At 51.8% G+C, this 20994-nt stretch carries 14 protein-coding genes and 1 tRNA gene; 11 read left to right on the top strand and 4 right to left on the bottom strand.

The features are described from left to right. The first annotated feature begins 11 nt into the window (after nucleotides 1-11). The 5 genes from MICA_RS04255 to recQ all read left to right on the top strand — a co-directional run bounded on the left by MICA_RS04255 (nucleotide 12) and on the right by recQ (nucleotide 4323). Entirely contained in the window at nucleotides 12-935 is a 924-nt protein-coding gene (locus MICA_RS04255; RefSeq protein WP_041794321.1) for a PLP-dependent cysteine synthase family protein, read from the top strand. 208 nt (nucleotides 936-1143) lie between these two features. Continuing rightward, complete coding sequence (locus MICA_RS04250) at nucleotides 1144-1350, top strand: hypothetical protein (RefSeq protein WP_041793802.1); 207 nt, start codon at nucleotides 1144-1146, stop codon at nucleotides 1348-1350. A 195-nt stretch (nucleotides 1351-1545) separates the two neighbouring features. Then, nucleotides 1546-1636, top strand: a tRNA-Ser gene (locus MICA_RS04245). An 81-nt stretch (nucleotides 1637-1717) separates the two neighbouring features. Further along, nucleotides 1718-2398 carry a class I SAM-dependent methyltransferase gene (locus MICA_RS04240; protein ID WP_014102465.1) on the top strand — a complete coding sequence of 227 codons (681 nt, stop codon included), beginning with the start codon at nucleotides 1718-1720 and terminating at the stop codon, nucleotides 2396-2398. Between the two features lie 98 nt (nucleotides 2399-2496). Further along, nucleotides 2497-4323 carry a DNA helicase RecQ gene (gene recQ, locus MICA_RS04235; protein WP_187287643.1) on the top strand — a complete coding sequence of 609 codons (1827 nt, stop codon included), beginning with the start codon at nucleotides 2497-2499 and terminating at the stop codon, nucleotides 4321-4323. Here the strand turns inward: recQ and MICA_RS04230 are convergent. Next, nucleotides 4320-4922 carry a hypothetical protein gene (locus MICA_RS04230; RefSeq protein ID WP_014102463.1) on the bottom strand — a complete coding sequence of 201 codons (603 nt, stop codon included), beginning with the start codon at nucleotides 4920-4922 and terminating at the stop codon, nucleotides 4320-4322. The two genes, recQ and MICA_RS04230, sit on opposite strands and share 4 nt — an antisense overlap. A 226-nt stretch (nucleotides 4923-5148) precedes the next feature. Between MICA_RS04230 and MICA_RS04225 the strand changes: the two genes are divergently transcribed. From MICA_RS04225 to MICA_RS04200, 6 genes are all read left to right on the top strand, one after another. Beyond that, entirely contained in the window at nucleotides 5149-5841 is a 693-nt protein-coding gene (locus MICA_RS04225) for a beta/alpha barrel domain-containing protein (RefSeq protein WP_014102462.1), read from the top strand. A gap of 171 nt (nucleotides 5842-6012) precedes the next feature. After that, a complete protein-coding gene (locus MICA_RS04220; RefSeq protein WP_014102461.1) occupies nucleotides 6013-8322 on the top strand; it encodes a hypothetical protein in 2310 nt (769 codons plus the stop codon). 219 nt (nucleotides 8323-8541) lie between these two features. Then, a complete protein-coding gene (locus MICA_RS04215) occupies nucleotides 8542-9828 on the top strand; it encodes a type II secretion system protein (RefSeq protein ID WP_187287642.1) in 1287 nt (428 codons plus the stop codon). Further along, entirely contained in the window at nucleotides 9828-10865 is a 1038-nt protein-coding gene (locus MICA_RS04210) for a type II secretion system protein (RefSeq protein ID WP_014102459.1), read from the top strand. The genes MICA_RS04215 and MICA_RS04210 overlap by 1 nt, the downstream gene beginning before the upstream one ends. An 11-nt stretch (nucleotides 10866-10876) precedes the next feature. Beyond that, a complete protein-coding gene (locus tag MICA_RS04205; protein ID WP_014102458.1) occupies nucleotides 10877-11851 on the top strand; it encodes a type II secretion system protein in 975 nt (324 codons plus the stop codon). A 113-nt stretch (nucleotides 11852-11964) separates the two neighbouring features. Continuing rightward, nucleotides 11965-14106, top strand: coding sequence for a hypothetical protein (locus tag MICA_RS04200; protein ID WP_014102457.1), 2142 nt, complete (start codon nucleotides 11965-11967; stop codon nucleotides 14104-14106). A gap of 54 nt (nucleotides 14107-14160) precedes the next feature. Here MICA_RS04200 and MICA_RS04195 read toward each other — a convergent pair whose 3' ends face one another. The 3 genes from MICA_RS04195 to MICA_RS04185 all read right to left on the bottom strand — a co-directional run bounded on the left by MICA_RS04195 (nucleotide 14161) and on the right by MICA_RS04185 (nucleotide 20974). After that, the gene (locus MICA_RS04195) at nucleotides 14161-18225 is read right to left on the bottom strand and encodes a CHASE domain-containing protein (protein ID WP_236619964.1); all 4065 of its coding nucleotides are present in this window, start codon (nucleotides 18223-18225) and stop codon (nucleotides 14161-14163) included. 205 nt (nucleotides 18226-18430) lie between these two features. Beyond that, nucleotides 18431-18817, bottom strand: a complete 387-nt coding sequence (locus MICA_RS04190; RefSeq protein ID WP_236619963.1) for an HU family DNA-binding protein — start codon at nucleotides 18815-18817, stop codon at nucleotides 18431-18433. Between the two features lie 294 nt (nucleotides 18818-19111). Continuing rightward, entirely contained in the window at nucleotides 19112-20974 is a 1863-nt protein-coding gene (locus MICA_RS04185; protein ID WP_014102453.1) for an ABC-F family ATP-binding cassette domain-containing protein, read from the bottom strand. Nucleotides 20975-20994: the final 20 nt, after the last annotated feature.

The raw sequence follows: 20994 nt of genomic DNA, 5'->3' as shown, positions 1-20994 counted from the left end.
TGACGGATCACATGACCACCCCCTGCCCGGCGAAATCCATTTTGGATTGCATTGGCAACACGCCGTTGCTGGATCTGGGTGATGGCATTTATGCCAAGGCCGAATATTTCAACCCGTCCGGTTCGATCAAGGCCCGCATGGCGAAGTTTATGATTGAAAAGGCCGAGGCCGAAGGCCTCCTGAAACCCGGCGACACCATTGTTGAAGCCACCAGCGGCAACACCGGCAACGCCCTGTCCATGATTGCGGCGGCCAAGGGTTACAAGATGATCGTTGTCATGCCCGATGGGTACAGCAACGAACGCGTGCGCATTTCGCGCGGGTTTGGGGCCGAAATCAAACTGGTTGGCCATTTTCAAGTGAACGAGGCCCGCGCCGAAGCCATTCGCTTGGGCCAACAACCCGGATTTTATTGCCCCGCCCAATTCGACAATGAATGGAACGTCGAAGAAAACCGCGAATGGCTGGGCCGCGAAGTCATCGCGCAAATTCCAGCTGGCGTTAAAATCGACGCGATTGTGCAGGGTGTTGGCACCGGCGGTACGTTGATTGGCGTGGCCCAAGCCTTGCGCCAATGGCACAACCCGGACATCAAAGTTTTCGCGATGGAACCCAGTGAAAGCCAGACATTAGAATGTTGCATCGTTGCAGATCATAAAATTGAGGGCATTTCCGACGGTTTTGTTCCGACAATTTACGATCGGCACCGCGATGAAATCACCGAAGTGATTTGCGTCGACAGCCAAATCGCGATTGACGAAGCCCACCGCATGGCCCGCGAAATGGGCCAATTCGTCGGCCCCAGCAGCGGTGCCAATTATTGGGCCGCCCGCGAAATCAAACGCCGTGATCCGTCGATTAAAAATGTTCTGACATTCCTGTGCGATCGCGGGGAAAAATATTTGTCGCTGATGTATCAGGACACGGGGGCTTGAGCCTGTAAAATTTTAAGAAAATCCTGAAAATCGGTTTTGGGTGCGCTTCCTGAACACGAGCGCACCCATTTTTATTTTAAAAGCCGCAGAAATCTGCGCCTGATGCACGCGTTAACCAATCCCGGGGTAGACTCTGCTTATACTAAAGATACGTGTTTCTTCAGTACCTAAAAGTACTCATACCACTTCAGACAAAGGAGCTCCTGTTATGTCAGTTCGTACGAGCGCTATTCTGTGTATGACCGTTCTGTGTGCCGTTGGTCTCGCCGCATGTAGCGGTACCGCCCGCCCACAGAACACATGGACCAATTATTATGAAACGGCCCATGATACAGCCAACAAGACATGCGCGCATAAATATCCAAAAGCGAATGAGATGTCGTCCAACACGGTTTGCAAAGAACCAGCCCGCTAAGGGCACAAGCAAGACATACCATTCCCGAAACAAGGCCCCGGACGCACACCGGGGCCTTTTTCTCAGCCCCGCCCCAGCCGCACGCCCCTAACTCTTTGCTTTTAAAGCCTCTTCACCCCCCGATCCCCTGTTGCCAAACCCGCCCCAATCGCCTATAAATCCCCGTCCGTAAGAACCACACATCTATTCAGGCACGGAGAGGTGGCAGAGTGGTTGAATGCGGCGGTCTCGAAAACCGTTATAGGTGCATAACCTATCGGGGGTTCGAATCCCCCCCTCTCCGCCATCCATTTCATATTCATACTTTTCTTTACCGATTCGCACCGCTACCGTTAGCATGGAAATTCCAGTTGCACGGAGCGTTAGGATGACAAATTTTTTCACCGCAGAAATATCGAAATCATATGATGAGCGAAACAGCAGAGTGGCTGCCGTTGCGGATAATATGCATTTCTTGATCCGTCTTCTGCTAAAAGACTTGCCCATCAATGCACGCATTTTGTGTGTTGGCGTTGGAACCGGGGCCGAGATTTTGTCATTGGCTCGTCTATACCCAGAATGGTCATTCGTGGGCATTGACCCCTCAATCGAAATGCTGGACGTTTGCCGCCAAAATCTAAAAAATGCGGGCCTTTCTCATCGTTGCGAACTGATCCAGGGATATATTCAAGATATTGTTGGTAGAGAACAATTTGACGCAGTTCTCAGCATCCTTGTCGGCCACTTCATTGCGCGTGATGAACGCACTGCGTTTTATACAGGCATGCAGCAGCAATTGAAGCCGGGTGGATACTTGATCAATACAGAGATCAGCTTTGATCTGAACTCTGCGGAATTTCCCGACATGCTACATGCATGGCAAGCCTTGCAGATGCAAATGGGTGGAACAGAAGATTCTATCAAAAACATTCCGAATTTACTGAAGAATATTCTGTGTGTCATTTCCCCAGCGGAAACAGAGGACATGCTCCGCATTAGCGGCATTCCTCGGCCCGTTCGATTCTTTCAGTCATTTATGATTTCCGGGTGGTTTGGGGTAAAGGCATAATTGCGGCTGCGCGACAAACACCTCAATATCCACAGGACTTTATTGAAAAGCGCCAGAATATAGCTGTCACCCCTTGGGCCCGCATGTTAAAAAACAGGATGTTAGCCCCGACACAAAACACTACGAGCCCCTCCCCCGAAACGGTCCTCAAAACCGTGTTCGGTTACGATTCATTTCGCGGGCATCAGCAGGCAGTGATTGAGCATGTGATGGCGGGGGGAAGTTGTTGCACCCTGATGCCGACGGGTGCGGGGAAATCATTGTGCTATCAGATCCCGGCTCTGTGTCGCCCTGGCGTCGGCATTGTGGTGTCACCGTTGATTGCGTTGATGCAGGATCAGGTGAGCGCGTTGCGCGAACTGGGCATTCGTGCGGCGGCGCTGAATTCATCGCTGAGCTGGCAAGAAATGCAGGATGCCCTGTCGGCCATGCAGAATGGGCAGTTGGATCTGGTGTACATTGCGCCGGAACGACTTGTTACGGATGCCATCCTGAATATTCTGGACCATATCGACATTGCATTGATTGCAATTGATGAGGCCCATTGCGTATCACAATGGGGGCATGATTTCCGCCCGGAATACCGGATGTTATCCGCCCTGCGTGACCGGTACCCGCATGTCCCGTGCATTGCCGTGACCGCGACCGCCGATGCGCCGACGCGCCGGGATATTATGGCGCAACTGAAACTGGATGAAATTTTTGTCGCTGGGTTTGACCGCCCGAACATTCGATATGATGTGGCGGTCAAGGACACCCCAAAAAAGCAATTGCTGACTTTCCTGCAGGATCGCCCGCGTGGGGAAAGCGGGATTATTTATTGCCTGTCCCGCCGCAAGGTGGATGAAACAGCGGAATGGTTGCTTGATCAGGGGTACACAGCCCTGCCCTATCATGCCGGGTTGGATGCGCGCACGCGTGCCAATCACCAAAACCGATTCTTGAAAGAAGAAGGCGTTATTATTGTTGCCACCATCGCGTTCGGCATGGGCATCAATAAACCCGACGTCCGGTTTGTGGCGCACCTCGACCTGCCCGCGAATATTGAGGCGTATTACCAGGAAACGGGCCGTGCGGGCCGCGATGGCCTGCCCGCAACGGCCATGATGCTGTACGGATTGCAGGATGTCGCGCTGCGCCGCCAGATGATCACCAATTCCGATGCACCGGATGAACAAAAACGCGTTGAACATCATAAGTTGACCGCCCTGCTCGGCTATTGCGAGGCCGCCCATTGCCGCCGCCAGATTTTGTTGCAATATTTTGGCGATGACGGCGCACCCTGTGGCAATTGCGATTCCTGCCTGTCGCCACAACAAAGCATTGATGGCACCATTCCAGCACAAAAAATCCTGTCCTGTATCCACCGCACGGGAAACATGTTTGGTGGCAAACACATTGTTGATGTTTTGACCGGCACACCAACACCACAAACCGACAAACACAACCATGACCAGCTCAGCACATGGGGCATCGGTACCGATATTGACCGCCGGACATGGGAAAGCTTTATCCGCCAGATGGTGGCCGCCAATCTGATCTTCGTCGATTTGGAAGGCCATGGTGGATTGAAGATGACAACGGAAGGGATGCAGTTCCTGAAAGACAAGGCAACCCTGCAACTGCGCCTGCCGCGTGAGAAGGAAAGCCGCCAGAGCAAAAATCGTGAAGCCGGAAATGCCCTGGCGGAATTGGAAAACGATGCCGACCGGGCGTTGTTTGAATCATTAAAAGCCCTGCGCCTATCGATCGCACGGGAGGCGAACTTGCCGCCCTATGTCATTTTCCATGATAAGACACTGATCGCAATGGCCACACGCCGGCCCATTTACATGGATTCCATGGCGCAAATCCCCGGGGTGGGTCAATCGAAGCTGGATCGATACGCACCCGCATTTCTGGATGTAATCCGCCAGGCTGGTTAAGCGCCGCCAAAGGATGAGAAGATCATCCGCGGTTGCGGATTGGAATAAATGGGCGAGCGGTGCCACAAAGCCATTTCAGGGTCCTTTGAAAACACACCCTTGAACAGCAAAAATCCATTTTCGGGCAACGATACATTTTCGCCCCTGTCATTCAACCACACCGTGCCCGGGCCGATAGGAACGTGCAACATTTGCGTCACCGCCTGTTCCCGGTGCATGCGGTTGCCCGCATTGTTCATGGAATCATTCTTATCATTCATCAACGTGGCCACGGGCAGGATATAGCTGGCCCCATCAGCGACATGAAACGAATGGATGAGGTCGAGGCGATCCCGCATAAAACCAGATGTTTGTTTGAAAATAGACGTAAGCCCACGCGCAGACAAAATGGATTTCTGGTCTTCGGAAGTATTCTGCCCATGCTGGATCAGCAAAGAAGACGCCAGCACATCACGATCATCCGGGTCCAGATTTTGAATTTTGCCGCGTATATCCGCCGCACTGTCATGCAGGAAGCCATCACGGGGAATCCAGACCACAGCCCGCACATCAGGGTCGGCCAGCCGTTTAAAACCGGCCGGTGTCTCGGCCAGCAGCACGCCCGCGTCCCCATGATAGGGCTCCGCCACAGGATCAGCGTATCGAAATTGACGAAGAAGCCATTGTTTTGCAAAGAAGTTTCGCATTTTAGCCTGCCCTAAAGCCCCTGGAACAACGCCAATAATTATGTAAATATTCATGGTTTGTCAAATTATATTGAGAATACACACCCCCTTCCCCATAATCAGCGCCAGACCATAATGCTTGAAACAGAAAGCCCTCCCCATGAAGTTGCAATATTGTTCGATCACCGGTGCAGATGACGAAATCAAAGTCGACGATCTGAACACAATTGCGGCCGAATTCCCGTTCGTTGAGTGGGCCATTTTGTTGTTACCGGCCCGCGCCGGGCAGGCCCGCTTTCCCACTGCGGCCTGGATTTCTGATTTTTCGAAAAATTACACAGGGACAAACACCGCCATGCATTTATGTGATGGGGGTTTCCTGGGCTTTATTCGCGGTGAACAGGATATTCTCGATTTAATGTCCGGTTTTAAACGGATCCAACTGAACCTGAAATTTGGTGATGTTGAGGGGCGTTATGACCCGGCTGATCTGGTGGCGCGCGTGCGCGAAAATCCGCAGCACCAATTTATTATCCAATACACAAAGGATAAAGCGGGCCTCCTCCCCCTCTTGTCCGATGTTCCCAACCACGCTGTTTTGTTTGATGAATCTGCTGGGCGTGGCATCAGCCCGGACAGCTGGGATGCGCCCTTGCCCGGGCATTTTTGCGGCTATGCCGGCGGCATGAACCCGGACAACGTCCAAAGTAACATCGAGATGATTCAAAAAGTCGCCAACGGCCACACCACGTGGATCGACATGGAAACGGGCGTGCGAACCAACGACCATTTTGATCTGGATAAAGTACGCCGGGTGTTGCACATCGCCGCCCCCCACGTCACCCCAGAATAAACCATCGTCATTGCCAGAAACATAAAAAACCTATCCCCATGGATAGGTTTTTTATGTTTCAACCCACGGAAAATAAAGGACAATTTATTTAAAAATTAACGCATTGCACGCTAAAATTCTAGGACACTGCACTACCCATGCGCGAAGACATGGATTAGAAGGGGTTTCTATATGAGTATGCGTATCTTTGTTTCTGCGTTTCTTTCCTGCGTTGTCCTGTGCGTGATGGCGATGCCCGTTTACGCGGCGGAAACAGTGAAGGATTACCCCACCAAAGCCACCCCTTACGTATTGGATGAGTATTCGCGCGACAAATCCTCTCTGACCGTTACGTTCAGCGGCGAACAAGGCGGCAACGCCAAAGCCAAAGTGTATTGCGGCGCCCCCCTTGGCGGTAAATGGTCTGCTGTTGACAAGGACGTGACCGGAGCCTGTTACGATTTCAATTTCTGCTATGACGTGCCAACACGTGACGTTGCTTCAATCAAAGCCACTCATCTTTCTGGCAAAACCATCACCAGCCAAACCATCAAAGCCAACACGCAAGGCCAGGTCACGAATCTATGCTACCAAGTTATAAAGAAAGCGACAGCCGCGGATGTTGTCACAGTAGACAAATCCAAATGTACAAATGCGCTTTTATCCAGCAACGAAGAAAAGGCAAAACAGGTTTGTGCAATTGATGAGGAAAATCAAGTCACGGGGTTGACCGGCGACGATATGCTGAAAATGTATTCGGCGGATGGCTTCTCGTCCAACGGCGCTTTCATCGACCATGCCGGGATTGCCCAAACTGACAATAACCGCATGAAGTGGATTGAGCGTGAATCCGCATATCGCGCGGATGATTCCGTAATGATTCCCAGCGGCCCGGCCGGCAGCTTCGCCGATTACAAGGATTTCGTTCGTAATCCGCCATCTGGTGTGGTGAAAGCAGAACAGGCGTGTTACCCGACAACCGTCACGCTGTGCGCGGGGTCACCGCCACCATCACCCGAACCTCCTGTCAACGGCTTGTGCGGCTCTGCAAATGGCGGAACGTATAAAGATATTGCCAGCATCCACGACAGTGCGCGATGCTATGTCGGTATTCCGACGGCCATCACACAATCCGGCGGGAAATTCGTGTGGAGCTGTAAAGGCATTCCGTCTACGGAAGGAACCGATTCATGCTCTGCAAACGTGCAAAGCACGAACATCGTTCGCCCGGAACCGCCACCAGCCGGAGAAACAGCACCACCGTCGAATTATTGCTTCTTCCACGTGTCGGGGATGTTGATTGGCAAGGATCCGGTTCCAATGTGGTTCAGCCAGATTGGGGTGACCGATTTTGCGTCCAACATGGTTGGCCCGGGTGAATACGCAAAATCCCAACCTTTTGCGAATGCGGATGCCTTTACGTTTGACGGCATTGCGATTGGGCGGGACACGACCGTGACCATCTATTCCAAGCCGAATTTCCAGGGCAGCATTATTTTGCACCAAAAAGGCCCCGCCGTGATTAACAACCGTATATGGGCCTCCTTTGCACAAGCCCAAAATGGCTGGCAAACCAGCACATGGCCGGGTGAATTCCATGGGCAGTTCCCGCCGTCCAGTCGCCGGTATAGTGACTCCGACATGCACGCATGGGGACACGGCACCAGTGTGAAGGTCGCCTGCTCTATGCCTGGGTCATGCGCCAGCTATGGCGGGGAATATACCAGCCAGCCAGCCACAAACACCGCGAATGCGTGCGGCGCCGGTAGCTATAGCGACCTCAGCGATACGGATACGTCTTATCGCTGGGCTTGTACCGGAACGGACGGTATTGCGCGCACCTGTGCGGCAACCAAGAAAATTGTCTTGAATTCCGGTGAATGCAAAGGCTACACAGGCGAATTCTCAACACAGCCGGCCAGCAATGCGGCGTCCGGATGCGCGGTTGGTTCGTATAAAGATCTGGGCGATACGGAAACAGCATTCCGCTGGGCCTGTACCGGTACCGACAAGATTGATCGCACTTGCAGTGTGAAAAAGAAAATTGTCGTCACCACTCCGGGCGTATGTGCCGTGTTCTCAGACACTTACTCTGCTCAACCGGCGAATGCGGGGAATGGTTGCACATCGGGATCCTATCGCGATATTGCGGATTCTGATGCTGCCTATCATTGGGGCTGTATTGGTACCGATGATGTTGAGCAGGTCTGTGGCGCGCGGAAGAAGCAACTGGTATGCCGTTATGATGCGAATAATCGCGTTATTCAACGCGCCGGTTATGCACGAGGCGGAAGTTGCGCCTATAAAAATGGTGGAACCGGCGCAACAATGAACATATGCCTTAGCGGCGGTGACCCTAAATGGGGTTACTTATTAAACGGCGCCTGCGTTGACAAAAGTGCCGTGACCGTTGGCAAGGAGAGATATTGGCTACGAAACGTATCTTGCGGCCTGGGTGAAACGATCTGGTTTAAGGAATATGAAATCTGCAGATGGGAATAGCGTAAAGGAAGAAACAGGAGAGCCCCCTCCTGTTTCTTCCTTTATTGCACGTTTTTGCTTAATCACTGATTAAACATTGATTGATAAAATTGCGTTGAATCTCGGTCACTGCGGCCTGTCACTCGTGCTTTCCTCTTGATTTCACATACAATTCCGCATTGAAACGAGATCAAAAAAGTACATCTTGATGAGTATTGGTGTAAGGACTGGATACTGCGTATGCGCACTTGCCGGAGCACAGAGAAAAATCTGCCACTCGCCTCCTCTGCGCAGGGGGGGTTCACCCTTCTTGAAATGGTTATTGTCGTCATGATCACCAGCCTGATCATGGGGGCGGTTTTTAACATTCTGAATCAGGATGGTGAAATTAAAAGCGCCCGCATGAACGGTATTTTTGATTCCGTCTTGCTGGGGATGGCGGAATACTATCGTATTTACGGCTTCTACCCTTGCCCCGCTTCGCCAACCCTGCGTCCCGGTGACGCCAATTATGGGGAACCAAACTTTGATGCAGGCGGTAATTGTATGGCCCCGGCGGGTGGCGTGGCTGCTGCTGGTATTGGTGGCGGAACAGTGATTATAGGATCCGTTCCGGTGCGGGCCCTGAACCGTGCCATGGGATGCACCGAAACAGACGATGCCGATTTGCCCGACAACTTAAAACAGGTTTTTCAAAACAAGCTGAACAGCGTTCAGCAGATTTTCTTCGATAGCGATGCAAATTACGCCGATTATGGTGACTTCGACCAGGATACCGAAGCAGATCGCAACACATTAAATGTGACCGAGACCAGTCGTAAATGTGTGGTCGACAGTTTGGGCCGCGATATTTATGGCACAAAACTGACCTATGCCGTTACCCGGGATGCAACCCGATTGAGCCAGAATCCCGTCTCTGGAAATATCCGCATCATCAACCGTAATGGACAGCAGGCCACGGCCGACCTCGTTCCCTTTGTCGTTTTGAGCCACGGCCCAGACACAAAAGGCGCATGGGTTGATGAAAGCGGTGTGCGCGCCTTTAACTGCGGAACCACATCGGCTCTCGATAACGAAAACTGTGACAACGATGCCGTATTTCGAGCCATGCCCTTCGCCGGCATGGGCGACATGAACAATAACAACCATTTCGATGATCGCGTTGAATTTTCACTCAACGGATATTTGCGTGAAAAAGACGTATGGCGGTGGGCACAAGGGGCCAGCGTTGACAATCGTAACGTTGTTCTGGACACAGAAACATCCCAGTCACTGAGCATTGGTGTACCGGGAACCGCAGGAATTGACGATAAAGCGCGGCTGAGCGTCTATGGCGGCAACGTTGAGATTGATGGAGACCTGAAAGCGGTGGGAACCACCGCCGCCAGCATCGAACAATCCCAGGTCAAAGCCGATACAACCGTTATTGCCCAGGAAAATATTGTTGTCGACGACGAGTTGGGCGGAGGTCAAGCCATTGCCCCCAAATTCTGCTATAAACCTGCTATCACTGCGAACTGCCAATAATGATGAAACAGAAGCAAACATACACACAGAACACGCACAATTCGCAGGCCGGTTTTTCCCTGATCGAACTGGCGATTGGTGTGGCTATTATCGGGCTTCTCGCCAGTGCCTTTATTCAACTTTATGACATCTATAGAACAGAACGCGCCAATGTTGAGGAACGCGTGACGCAGGAAAAAATCACATCAGCGATGGCTGTTTATTTGCAGAAAAATGGCCGCTATCCCTGCCCCGCACGCCTCGATTTGCGTCCACAGGATGCCAATTTTGGTAAAGCGGCTGCGACATGCAACACGGTTCTCGTTGCACAGGGGGCTTTGCCGGTTTTCGATCTGAACCTGCCGTTTGAAATGGTTGGTGACGGTTATCAGAACAAGCTTCTCTACGCCGTCACTGGTACAAAAACAAACACCGCTACATTCAACACCGGCGCCAACGAAGTTCAAATTCGTGGCAAAGGCAGGGATGCATCGAATAATATTGTTGATATCGACAAAACCGCTCCTTTCATTGTCATCAGCCACGGCCCTGACATGAAAGGCGCATATCGCGTTGATGGCACCAGCATCGTCGTCGCCTGTGGCTCGAGTGCCGCCGATTCAGAAAATTGCGATGGCGACGCTGCGTTCCGCGACCTTCCCTACGCCCCTTTGAACAACGTCAATAACGCCAATCATTTTGACGATTCCGTGATTTACAGCTTGGTACAAAAAGAAACAACATTATGGGTTATTACGCCGGACGATTCCGGTGTGAATATTGTCAGCCGGAATACAGGGAATATCGGTATCGGCGTTGACAATCCCGATGCAAAACTAAGCGTTCGCGGTGGAAACCTGAACGTTGACGCAGGCGGGGCCAGCGCATCCGGCGATATCATCACGCGCGGCACGATCGAGGCGCAGACAAACGCCACAATTCGCGGTGACCGTGTCGAAGCCGAACGCAATATCATTACCAAAGATGCCGCTGAGGCTGGCGAAGTGATCCGCGCGGGTCGCTTCTGCTACAATATTGATATTTCGGCCTGTAACTAGGGAGGCATGACATGATTTACACCAGCCGCCGCCCCACACAAAGCGCCCAATCCGGTTTCACCCTGATTGAAATGGCCATATCAATGATGATCCTTGGCTTTTTGCTGAGTGGCATTTTGCATGTTTACACCAGCTATAAAAACGACAAGGCCGTGCGCGAAGAATTTCAAACCCGCGAACGCATTACGTCAGCTTTGGCGTTTTACGCCGAACAGAACAATCGCCTGCCCTGCCCTGCTGATCCGACCCTAACCCCGGATAATAATGATTTTGGCAAGGAAATGACAACAGGATGCCCCGCAGCCAGCGGCGTTGTTCAAGGTATGGTTCCGGTACACGCGTTGAACCTGCCTTACCATCTGGCGGCAGATTTCTTTGATCGAAAAATGACCTATGCCGTGACGGCCTCGCTGACCCAAACAGATGGCTTTACGGATGCCACCGCGGTGCGAATTGTGAACAAGAACGGCGAAGAACGCACGGTTCCATTTGTTTTGGTCAATCATGGCCCAGACGGAAAAGGGGCGCGAAGCCTTCTGTCATCAGCGATTGGCACCCCCTGTACCGGCGGGGCGGCCGATATTGAAAATTGTGACGGTGACGCCATTTTTACCGACCTTGATTATGCCACCATGAACGATGTCAACAATGCGAACCATTTCGACGACCGCCTGGTCTATAGCCTGTATCCGCGCGAAACCAGCGTCTGGGTCGCGGCACCAACGGCTTCCGGTCTGGAAATTGCCAATAAAAACAATGCCAATGTCGGTATTGGCGAAGCCCAACCCAAGGCCAAATTGCACGTCAATGGAACCGTTGCCGTAGATTCCCTCGACGATGCAGTCCAGGTTAAAGCCTCTGGCCAGGTGTTTGCGGGCAAAACCTCTGCCACCGCCGGGGGCGAGATCAAGAGCGAAGACCGCGTTGAGGCCGGAACCGAGATGGAAGGCCAGAAAATCAGGGCCTCCGTCTTCTTCTACGAATAGACACACCCCCGCATTATTAACAAAATGATAAACATTTAGGGATTAAAATGATCCCTAAGTATAAAAAGAATCTTTGTTTTTTGGGTATAGCGTCAAGTGGGGGACGTTGAGTGATGGGTAGAGCAAAATCATATTCCTTTCTTCTTCTGGTTACCGGGTGCGCACTTGTATTTTCCGGCACCTTGTCCGCAGGCTATGCACAGGACATATCCCCGGTAAAAACCTATACCGAAAAACAGGAACACTATAAATTCAAGCCGACGGATGGGACTAAAAAATCCACGGTTGATGTGTATTCCCGTTTGGGAACAACCATCAAAATCACCCTTCCACCAAGCGAGGAGAGCAAAGCCGAGGCCAGTGCCACCGTCGAATGTAGCGCCGGTCAGTGGTCCGTTGTGAATGGATCATTGTCTGGGAACTGTTATGATGCGTTCGATTATACCTACCCCGAAGTTCACGCCAGCGATCTGAATTCAATGCTCGCTGACCTTCGTAAAGAAGGGTACGATCCAAAATACAAAAAAATTGGAAACCGACTGGGCCAAGACATTTATGAGATTTCATACTTTGTTCCAGCCATGCCCGTTGGCCCAACCCATGTGAGCGCAACAGCGGAGTCCAAATGCGTTGGCGGCCGCGTCACAAGCCTGAAAAGTCCGAAAGACGAGAGCGGAAATCAGTATTCAGTTAAACAACACTGCGTCTTTGACGATACCGCAACACCAAAAATTATCGGTTCTCATTCTGACCCCAGTAAGAACGATGATATGTTCCGCATTCAGACCGGGGCATCGTCTTACCTCGAATATATTGACCGCGGAGCTGTTGGCGAGCCCAATCGCCTGAAATGGATTCAACGTGATTCCGGTGCCGGTGAAGATTTGATGATGCCTGCGGGCCCCCCGGGGTCATTCGCTGATTGGGATGCGTTTATTATGAACAAACCCGCCGTTCTAAGCACAGTGGAAAGCGCATGCTATCCAACAACCGTTTCATTGTGCGCAGGGGAAAAACCGAAAAAAATGTTCCCTGCCCCGGGCCATTGCGGCGCGGCACATAAGGGATATTACGCCGATGCCGCGGCCATTCTGGCCGTACCCTATGGCCAGTGCGTAGTTGGCGGACCGACGAAAATTGTAGAAAAGGTGAATTCGGCTTCAGGTTTGAAAACCTATCACTGGGAATGCGAAGGCGATCCGAAAGACATTGAACCAGCGGCACAGTGCTATGCCACGCAGGTCATTGATGGCGTTTGCGGCACGGCCAATGGTCGAACCTATACCAGCGCAAGCGAAATCAGCTACGCTTCCCTCTGCGCCTTTGGCACACCATCCAAAGTTCCGAGTGGTGGCGGTTCCTGGGCATGGACATGTCAGGCCACAGGCGAAGGCGGTAAATCGCCGAACTGTATGGCCAGCGCGAAAGCCAGCATGGAGACATGCAACGCCATGTCGAGCGAAGGGGCCATGGTTTTGGTACAGGATTTGTCCGGTTCGTATTGGGATGACCTGCCAAACCTGAAAAACAATATGAGTGCCGTTTTGAACGATCCGGACTTCAAGGGTTGGAAAGTTGGTTTGACAAGCTTTACCGACTTCCCGTCTTGTACATTCTGTACACCCGCAGACTGGGCTTACCGAAACGAGATGAACCTGCGCGATGTATCGACATCCAAGGCCGCAATTTTGAACGAAATTGGGTCATGGGCGGCATGGAACGGTGGTGACTGGGAAGAATCGCAATATTATGCAATTTCTCGAACAGTCGCCGACTTCAAAGGTCAAACCGACAGACCGCTGAACATCGTTCTGGCTACGGATGCGATTTCGCACCATCACGTTGCTCCGGCAACGCTGGCATCGCAATTGAAGGCCGCAAACGCAAACCTGATCGTTCTGGCAACAGATTTCAGCTTTGCGGGCCTACCTTCCCCCAGTGCCTTCTATGCGAACTTTATTCGCAATTACGGCCTGAAGGGGGTGGTTGTCAATCTGGCAGCGGATTCGAGCAACTTCAGAACAGCTTTGAAGGCGGGATTGACTAACTCCTACTGCTCTGACCCTGCCAACCTGCTGGGATGCGGCCCGCTCAACGGCATTTCTTGTGGAGATGGCAGCCTGGGTGGCTCGTGTAAATCTGGACAAACCATCGTCCCGCAGGGCCATTACACTTACTATAGTGGTGGCGGAAAACGTAGCGTTTTCCAATGTCAGAACCAGGCCCTGAAATTTGTTCGCGAGGACACGCTCTAATAAAGCCAAAACAATAAAAACGCCCGGCACGCGCCGGCTTTTTTGATCTCAAACTCATCCCTTCGCCAGAAGTTTTTCCAACTCTTGCCGTACATCGGCAAAGGTTTGGTGGAGCTGTGGCAGGCGGTTATGAATATCTTCGCGCTTGCGGGCCTTGGCCAGTGTTTCAATCTCAACAACCTGATCATACAATCCCATGGCCCCCAGCTGTCCGACGCTGGATTTCAGGGAATGGGCCAGGTGGGCGATTGTATCAAAATGGCCGTTCCCACCCCCAGCATGGGCCATGGCGGCGGCGACCTCTGTTTTAATCTCTCCAATAATCCGGTCCGCATTGTTCAGGAACATAGTTACGATTTGCGGAAATTTGTCCCGGCTGATGAATTTTAATTTCTGGATTGCATCCATATCCAGAATATTCCGATCAACGTTTCCAACTGATACACCAAGACCTGTATTATCAGCGTCTGCGTCACCGTCTTCATCACGCTTCGTTCTTTTTTCTTCGGCAATCCATGTCGCCAGGATCGCTTCCAAATCTTTTTCGACCACGGGTTTGGACAAATAATCATCCATGCCGGCGGCAATACATTTTTCGCGGTCGCCCTTCATGGCGTTTGCGGTCATGGCTATGATCTTAATGTCCTGCCCGCCTTTTTCCTTGCGTACGGTGCGGGTTGCTTCATACCCGTCCATAATCGGCATCTGGCAATCCATAAAGACCAGATCGAAATCCTGTTCGCGCATGATGCGGACGGCATCGCGACCGTTATCGACAACGGCGGATCGAATGCCATAATGATCCAGCATAGCCACCATAACTTCCTGGTTGACCTGGTTATCTTCAACCACCAGAACACGGGTATCTTTGAAATACAGATCATCCGGCCCACGAATGCGACCCGCCCATTGTTCATCCAGCGTGAAACGGGTCACCAGTCCCATATCCTCACCCGTCTTTCGGGCTTTCCACAACGTTGCAATAACGGAAATCAGTTCTGACGGGCGGACAGGCTTGCTCAAATACCCTTTAATCCCTGCCCGTTGCATACGCTCAATATCGGTACGCCCAGGCTGGGATGTCGCCATAATTGCGATGGCCCCCTGAATCTTCTTGTTCTGGGCAATCAATGAGCACAAGGAAATGCCATCCATCCCCGGCATAGCATAATCAACGATCAGGAAACTATAGGGGCGCCCCTCGTCCACAGCCCGTTCCATTTTGCTAAGAACATTATACGGGTTGCTTTCCGTCTCAACATTCATGCCGATGGAGGACAGATATGTATCGAAAATTTCGCACGACATAATGTTGTCATCAATAATCAGCGCACGAATACCCGTTCCGTCAAAATCCTCCAATTCAGGAGCCCGAACATAGGATTTCGGGCGCGGCGCAACCGACAATGTCAGGTGAACCGAGAATGTTGAACCTACACCGGGTTCGCTGGTCAGGGAAATATGCCCGCCCATCAATTCCGCCAGCTGCTTGCTGATAGTCAGCCCCAAGCCTGTACCACCGTAACGACGCGTTGTCGATCCATCAGCCTGATCAAACTTGTTGAAGACCAGGGCCTGCTTTTCCTTTGCAATACCAATACCGGTATCGACCACAGAAATGCGCAAATCGGTATGCCCATCGCGCGTGCCCAGGTGTTTGACCTTTACAAGCACATAACCTTCGTCCGTAAATTTGATGGCGTTCCCACACAGATTGAACAAAATCTGGCGGATCCGCACCGGATCACCAAAGAGGAATTGCGGGCAATCCGGATCCCACGACAGAAGGAATTCGATCCCCTTCTCCTGTGCCCGGACAAACATCATTTCCGACACATCTTCGCACAGAAGCTGGAAATCAAATGGAATATTTTCCAATTCCATCTTGCCCGCCTCAATCTTGGAGAAGTCGAGAATATCGTTAATGATTTGCAGCAGAGATTCCGCCGATTGGCCTACCGTTTGCGCATAATGGCGTTGGCGGGAATCCAGCTTTGTTTCCAGCAACAAGTGCGTCATGCCGATAATACCATTCATCGGCGTGCGGATTTCGTGGCTCATATTCGCCAGAAAATCACTCTTCGCGCGGTTGGCGCTGTCGGCTTCGTCCCGCGCCTTTTTCAGGTTACGGTTAGCCTGTTCAATCTCGGTCACATCCGTGTGGGCCCCCACAATACGGATCACATGCCCCGTTGGGTCGCGTTCGGCAATGGCGCGGCTTAACACATATTGAATATGGCCGCTTTTGTGGAAGAAACGGAAAATGCCCACAAATTCCGACGTACGGCCGGTAATGTAGTCAGCCATACGCTTGCGCCATTCATACAGATCTTCCGGATGGATGACGCTTTCGGCCCCTTTCATGGAGTTTTCAATTTCATCATCGCGATAGCCGAGCATGGCTTTCCAGCGGGGTGATAACCACAATGTCCGCTGGTTTTCATCCCAATCCCACACACCGTCCTGCGTCGCGGCCATCGCCAGCTCAAGAAACTGCCGCTGCATGCGCAATTCCTCGGTGCGCCGCGTCACAATCTTTTCAATCCCCGAGGCATAACCCGTAATAAACAGTAGGAAGACACCACACAGAGCCGAAAAGAAAATACCCACCGCCAGCGCAATCCAGATGGCCCAGTTGACATGAGCCATGATGTAGTTTTGCGATTTGTACACTTTCAAAACCCAGCGTTTTCCAAAGACATCCAATTGGATTTCTTCTGCATAGGCTATTCGGTCACTGCCCGTTGGGCCATAATCACGGGGGTCGTAAGAGATATACAGGCTTTCCTCAATATCCGATTCCCGGGTCACCAAATGGATTTCAATACCCTGCTTTTCCCATGGACTGAAAACGGGTGCGACCGTATCCGAAAAACGGTACCCGCCAGCCACAAACCCCATCAGAGCATCACGGCGTTGCGCAACATTTGTAATCAACGCACCGCGCTCATACACAGGAAGAACAAGAAGAAAACCGTATTGGTCGGACTCTTCGTCTGGCAGCAACTTGATCCGCGAAGTAATAACCGCATTGCCACTATCTCTGGCCCGAATAAAGGCAGCATAACGCCCTTCATTCGCGCTTAAATCGTAGCCGATATAGCGATTGAACGAGTCTGGCTCGATAAATTCAATCGGATAATATTCATCCCGCCGCGGCGACCGTTCCCACGCATCGGGCCCAACTGGCGCTTTAATGAAGAATCCCGGATATTCCTGCTGGCGCAACGCCTCGAATTCAGCACGCTCGGAATCCAGCACCCGGGGCATCCAATCCATGGCCAGAATTCCAGGATTCCGTTTAAAGGCATTATAAGTAAAAACTTCAAATTCACGCCGATCTACGGAATCTGACGCATTAAAGAAACTTTGCAGGGCTTGCAGCTCCTGCATGTAATCGTGGATCTGGGTTTCCAGATCGGTCTTGATCAATTGAGCATCATGGTGAAATTCCGTCTGGATGCGCTTATCATCCCAGTTGCGAACCCCGACAAAAAACATCATGACCATGGAAAACAACAGAACCATGGGAACGCCCACGAAAACCTTGCGGCGCACTTCCGTATTGGGGGCCAGCATTAACGTGACAATCGGGGCAAAAACGATCATGCCCAACAAATCACCGGCATACCACGTCCACCAGACGAAGGGAGCGTTCTCCAACGCCACGGTCCCGGTCAGATAAAACGTCCCAACACACCATGTCGACGACACCAGACAGACGAGAATGCCCGCATAGGCAACGAATTTTACAATATGGCTGAGCTGCTCCAGGCGGCTGCGTTCACCAATTGCGCGATAGAGAATAAACGCCCCCACCATCGCCTGTAACATCGATCCAAAACCGATAGACAATGAATTGGTCAGCAAGCGCGAAAATTGCTCATCCGGTGTTTGGGGAATCCAGATGGACAGATTGAGAATGGCCGCCCCGAGAAAAACGCCCGGTGCCATGGCAAAGCCGTAACGATACACCACCGCCAACGCGATACCCGATGCGGGCCAGAACACCGTCGCATACCCCGGCGGAACAGCCAGTAACAAGCCCAAACGCCCGACCACATAATAGGTCAGCGCCAAAAGGCAAATCCGCCCGATTGTCAGCATGTCTGTACTCAAAAGACCCTGCACCAAAACACCAAAAAATATGAAACGTTATGCTCTATAAAAAGTATAAGCCTGTAGGCCATAAAAGCCTTAAACATGAAAAGAAACAAATAAAAATGTGTATTTTCAGCGCATTATCCACGCATACAAAAACCCGTTCCGAACGCGTCCGGAACGGGTTTTGCGGTTTAAACCGGCTTTAGGGCCGATCCAAAGCTTATTTGCCTACGGCTTCTTTCAGTTCTTTAGCAGCGCGGAAAGCAATTTTCTTTTTCGCCGGGATTTTGATGGTTTCGCCGGTGGCCGGGTTACGACCCATGCGAGCTGCGCGTTTACGCACTTGCAGGATGCCCAGACCAGCCATACGAACACGGTTGCCTTTTTTCAGGTTTTTCACCAGCAGGGCTACCAGATCATCCATCAGCAAGTTTACTTGCTTCTTGGTCATTTCGTGCTTTTCGGCCAGTTCGGCGCCGATTTGTTTCAGCGTCACTGTCGGAGCAGTTGTTTTTGCCGTAGCGGATTTCGCAGCAGCAGCAGGAGCTTTAGCAGCGGCTTTAGCAGGAGCTTTAGCGGCAGTTTTAGCAGCGGTTTTAGCAGCCATTTGTCGGACTCTCTTCCATCGTTGTTGATATATGCCTCTGGCACATTCTGTCCCGTGGCCGCTCACGGCCCCGCAAAACAGAATCACACCAGAAAACCTTTCATTGATAAATGCCAGATTGCTGGTTTTTGTCGATAGAAAAAATGCACGAACCCCCTGTCTTTACGCTGTTTTGCACATTTTTCCCCAAAAAACAGGCAAAAACCCCTTGTTTTTAAGGCCCCACAGGCGTGCAGCAGACCCACAAAGCGTCCCAAGCCCCATAGAATCAGGCCTTCACGCGATTCGGCAGAGTCAAACCGATTCGGCCTTCATCGCCTCCAGCTCCAGCCAGCGCGTTTCCGCGTGGTCCAAATCCGCCTGCGCCAGCGGCAGACGCCGCGACATATTTTCAAAGGCACCAGGGTCGCGCTGATACAAATCAGGATCGGCCAGCGCATCCTGTAATTCATCAATTTCGCTTTCCAGCGCCGCAATTTTCTTCGGCAGATTGTCGAGTTCATATTGCAGTTTGTAGGACATGCGCGTTTTCGAAGCAGCCGGGGCCGCCTCAATCACCTGCGGCGCATCGGCATCTTTCTTATCGGTACGCTTTGCCGCCTCTGCCGCCGCTCCCATACGGGCCTTGCGCTCGGCCCGCGCGGCAAGATAATCGGAATACCCGCCAATATAGCCCTCGATCTTCCCATCCCCCTCAAACGCCAGAATTTTAGTGACGGTTTGATCGAGGAAATCGCGATCATGGCTGACAATAATCAATGTGCCCTGATATTCGGACAGCATTTCTTCCAGCATGTCCAACGTATCCATATCCAGATCGTTGGTCGGTTCGTCCAGAATCAGGAAACTTTTCGGATCAGCCAGGACGCGCGCCAGCATCAGGCGGTTTTTTTGCCCCCCTGACAATGTCGAAACGGGCTGTAACGCCATGGTCGGGTCAAACATGAAATCTTTCAGATACCCGCACACATGGCGCGGCTTGCCGCGTACATTGACATGATCGCCCCCATCAGGAGCCAACGTCTTCCACAAGGACCATTCCGGTATCAAATCACGGCGCGTTTGATCGAAATAGGAAAATTCAATTTCCCGCGACATCTTGACCTTGCCCGCATCGGGCTCCAATTCCCCGGTCAACAGACGCAGGAAGGTTGTTTTCCCCGAACCATTGCGCCCCAGAATACCAATCCGATCCCCGCGCATAATACGCAGGGAAAATTGGTCCAGAATTGGTATTTCACGCCCGTCTTCATTGAATCCTTTTTTAACCTTGAAAAATTCGGCAACGATTTTGGATGAAACCTCGGTTTCAATCGGCGAAATTTCGATTTTCGCCATCATGCGTAAAAATTCGCCCTTATCCTTAAAGAATTTGTCGCGCTCGGCCTTCACCAGATCCAATCGACGCTGGTTGCGTTTGCGTCGCGCCTTTACACCGCGGCTAGCCCATTCTAGCTCCTGTAATAAAGCCTTCTCGCGGTTATGCAGGGTGCGGGCTTCCTGATCCAGAATCATGGCGGACCATTCGTCAAAACGGCTGAACCCGTAAGGACAGACCTTTAACGTGCCACGATCCAGCCAGAACACTTTATCGGAAATGGCGTTCAGGAAGGCCTTATCGTGGCTGATACAGACAACGGCCCCGTGATAGCCCCGAACCATCCCCTCCAGCCATTCGATCACATCCAGATCAAGGTGGTTAGTCGGTTCGTCGAGCAACAGGATATCCGGTTCCTCAACCAGAGCCCGCGCCATGGCCGCACGACGTAACTGGCCGCCGGAGAGCTTGTCCATTTTCGCCTGTGGGTCAAGGCCCAGCGGATGCAGGACCATATCGACCTTGTACGCATTCGCGGCAATTTGTTCTTCGGTTGAGAATTGGGAGAAGACAAAGTCGTAAACGCTCTGCCCCTTGGTCGGTGTGATATCTTGTTGCAGATAGCCAATGGTCATCCCCTGCAACTGCCACCGCGTCCCATCGTCCAGATCACGTGTACCGGTGATAATATTCATCAACGTGGTTTTGCCCGCGCCATTCTTGCCGACCAGGCAGATTTTGTCGCCTTCGGTGATATTAAAGGACAGGCCATCAAACAGCTTTTTGTCACCAAAGCTGACGCAGGCGTCCTGAACGCTTAAGAGAAGTCGTGCAACCACAATATCCGTACCCTGTTATT

It is taken from the genome of Micavibrio aeruginosavorus ARL-13 (assembly GCF_000226315.1).
Classification (GTDB): Bacteria; Pseudomonadota; Alphaproteobacteria; order Micavibrionales; family Micavibrionaceae; genus Micavibrio; species Micavibrio aeruginosavorus_B.
This window is presented reverse-complemented; position numbering and strand designations above follow the sequence as displayed.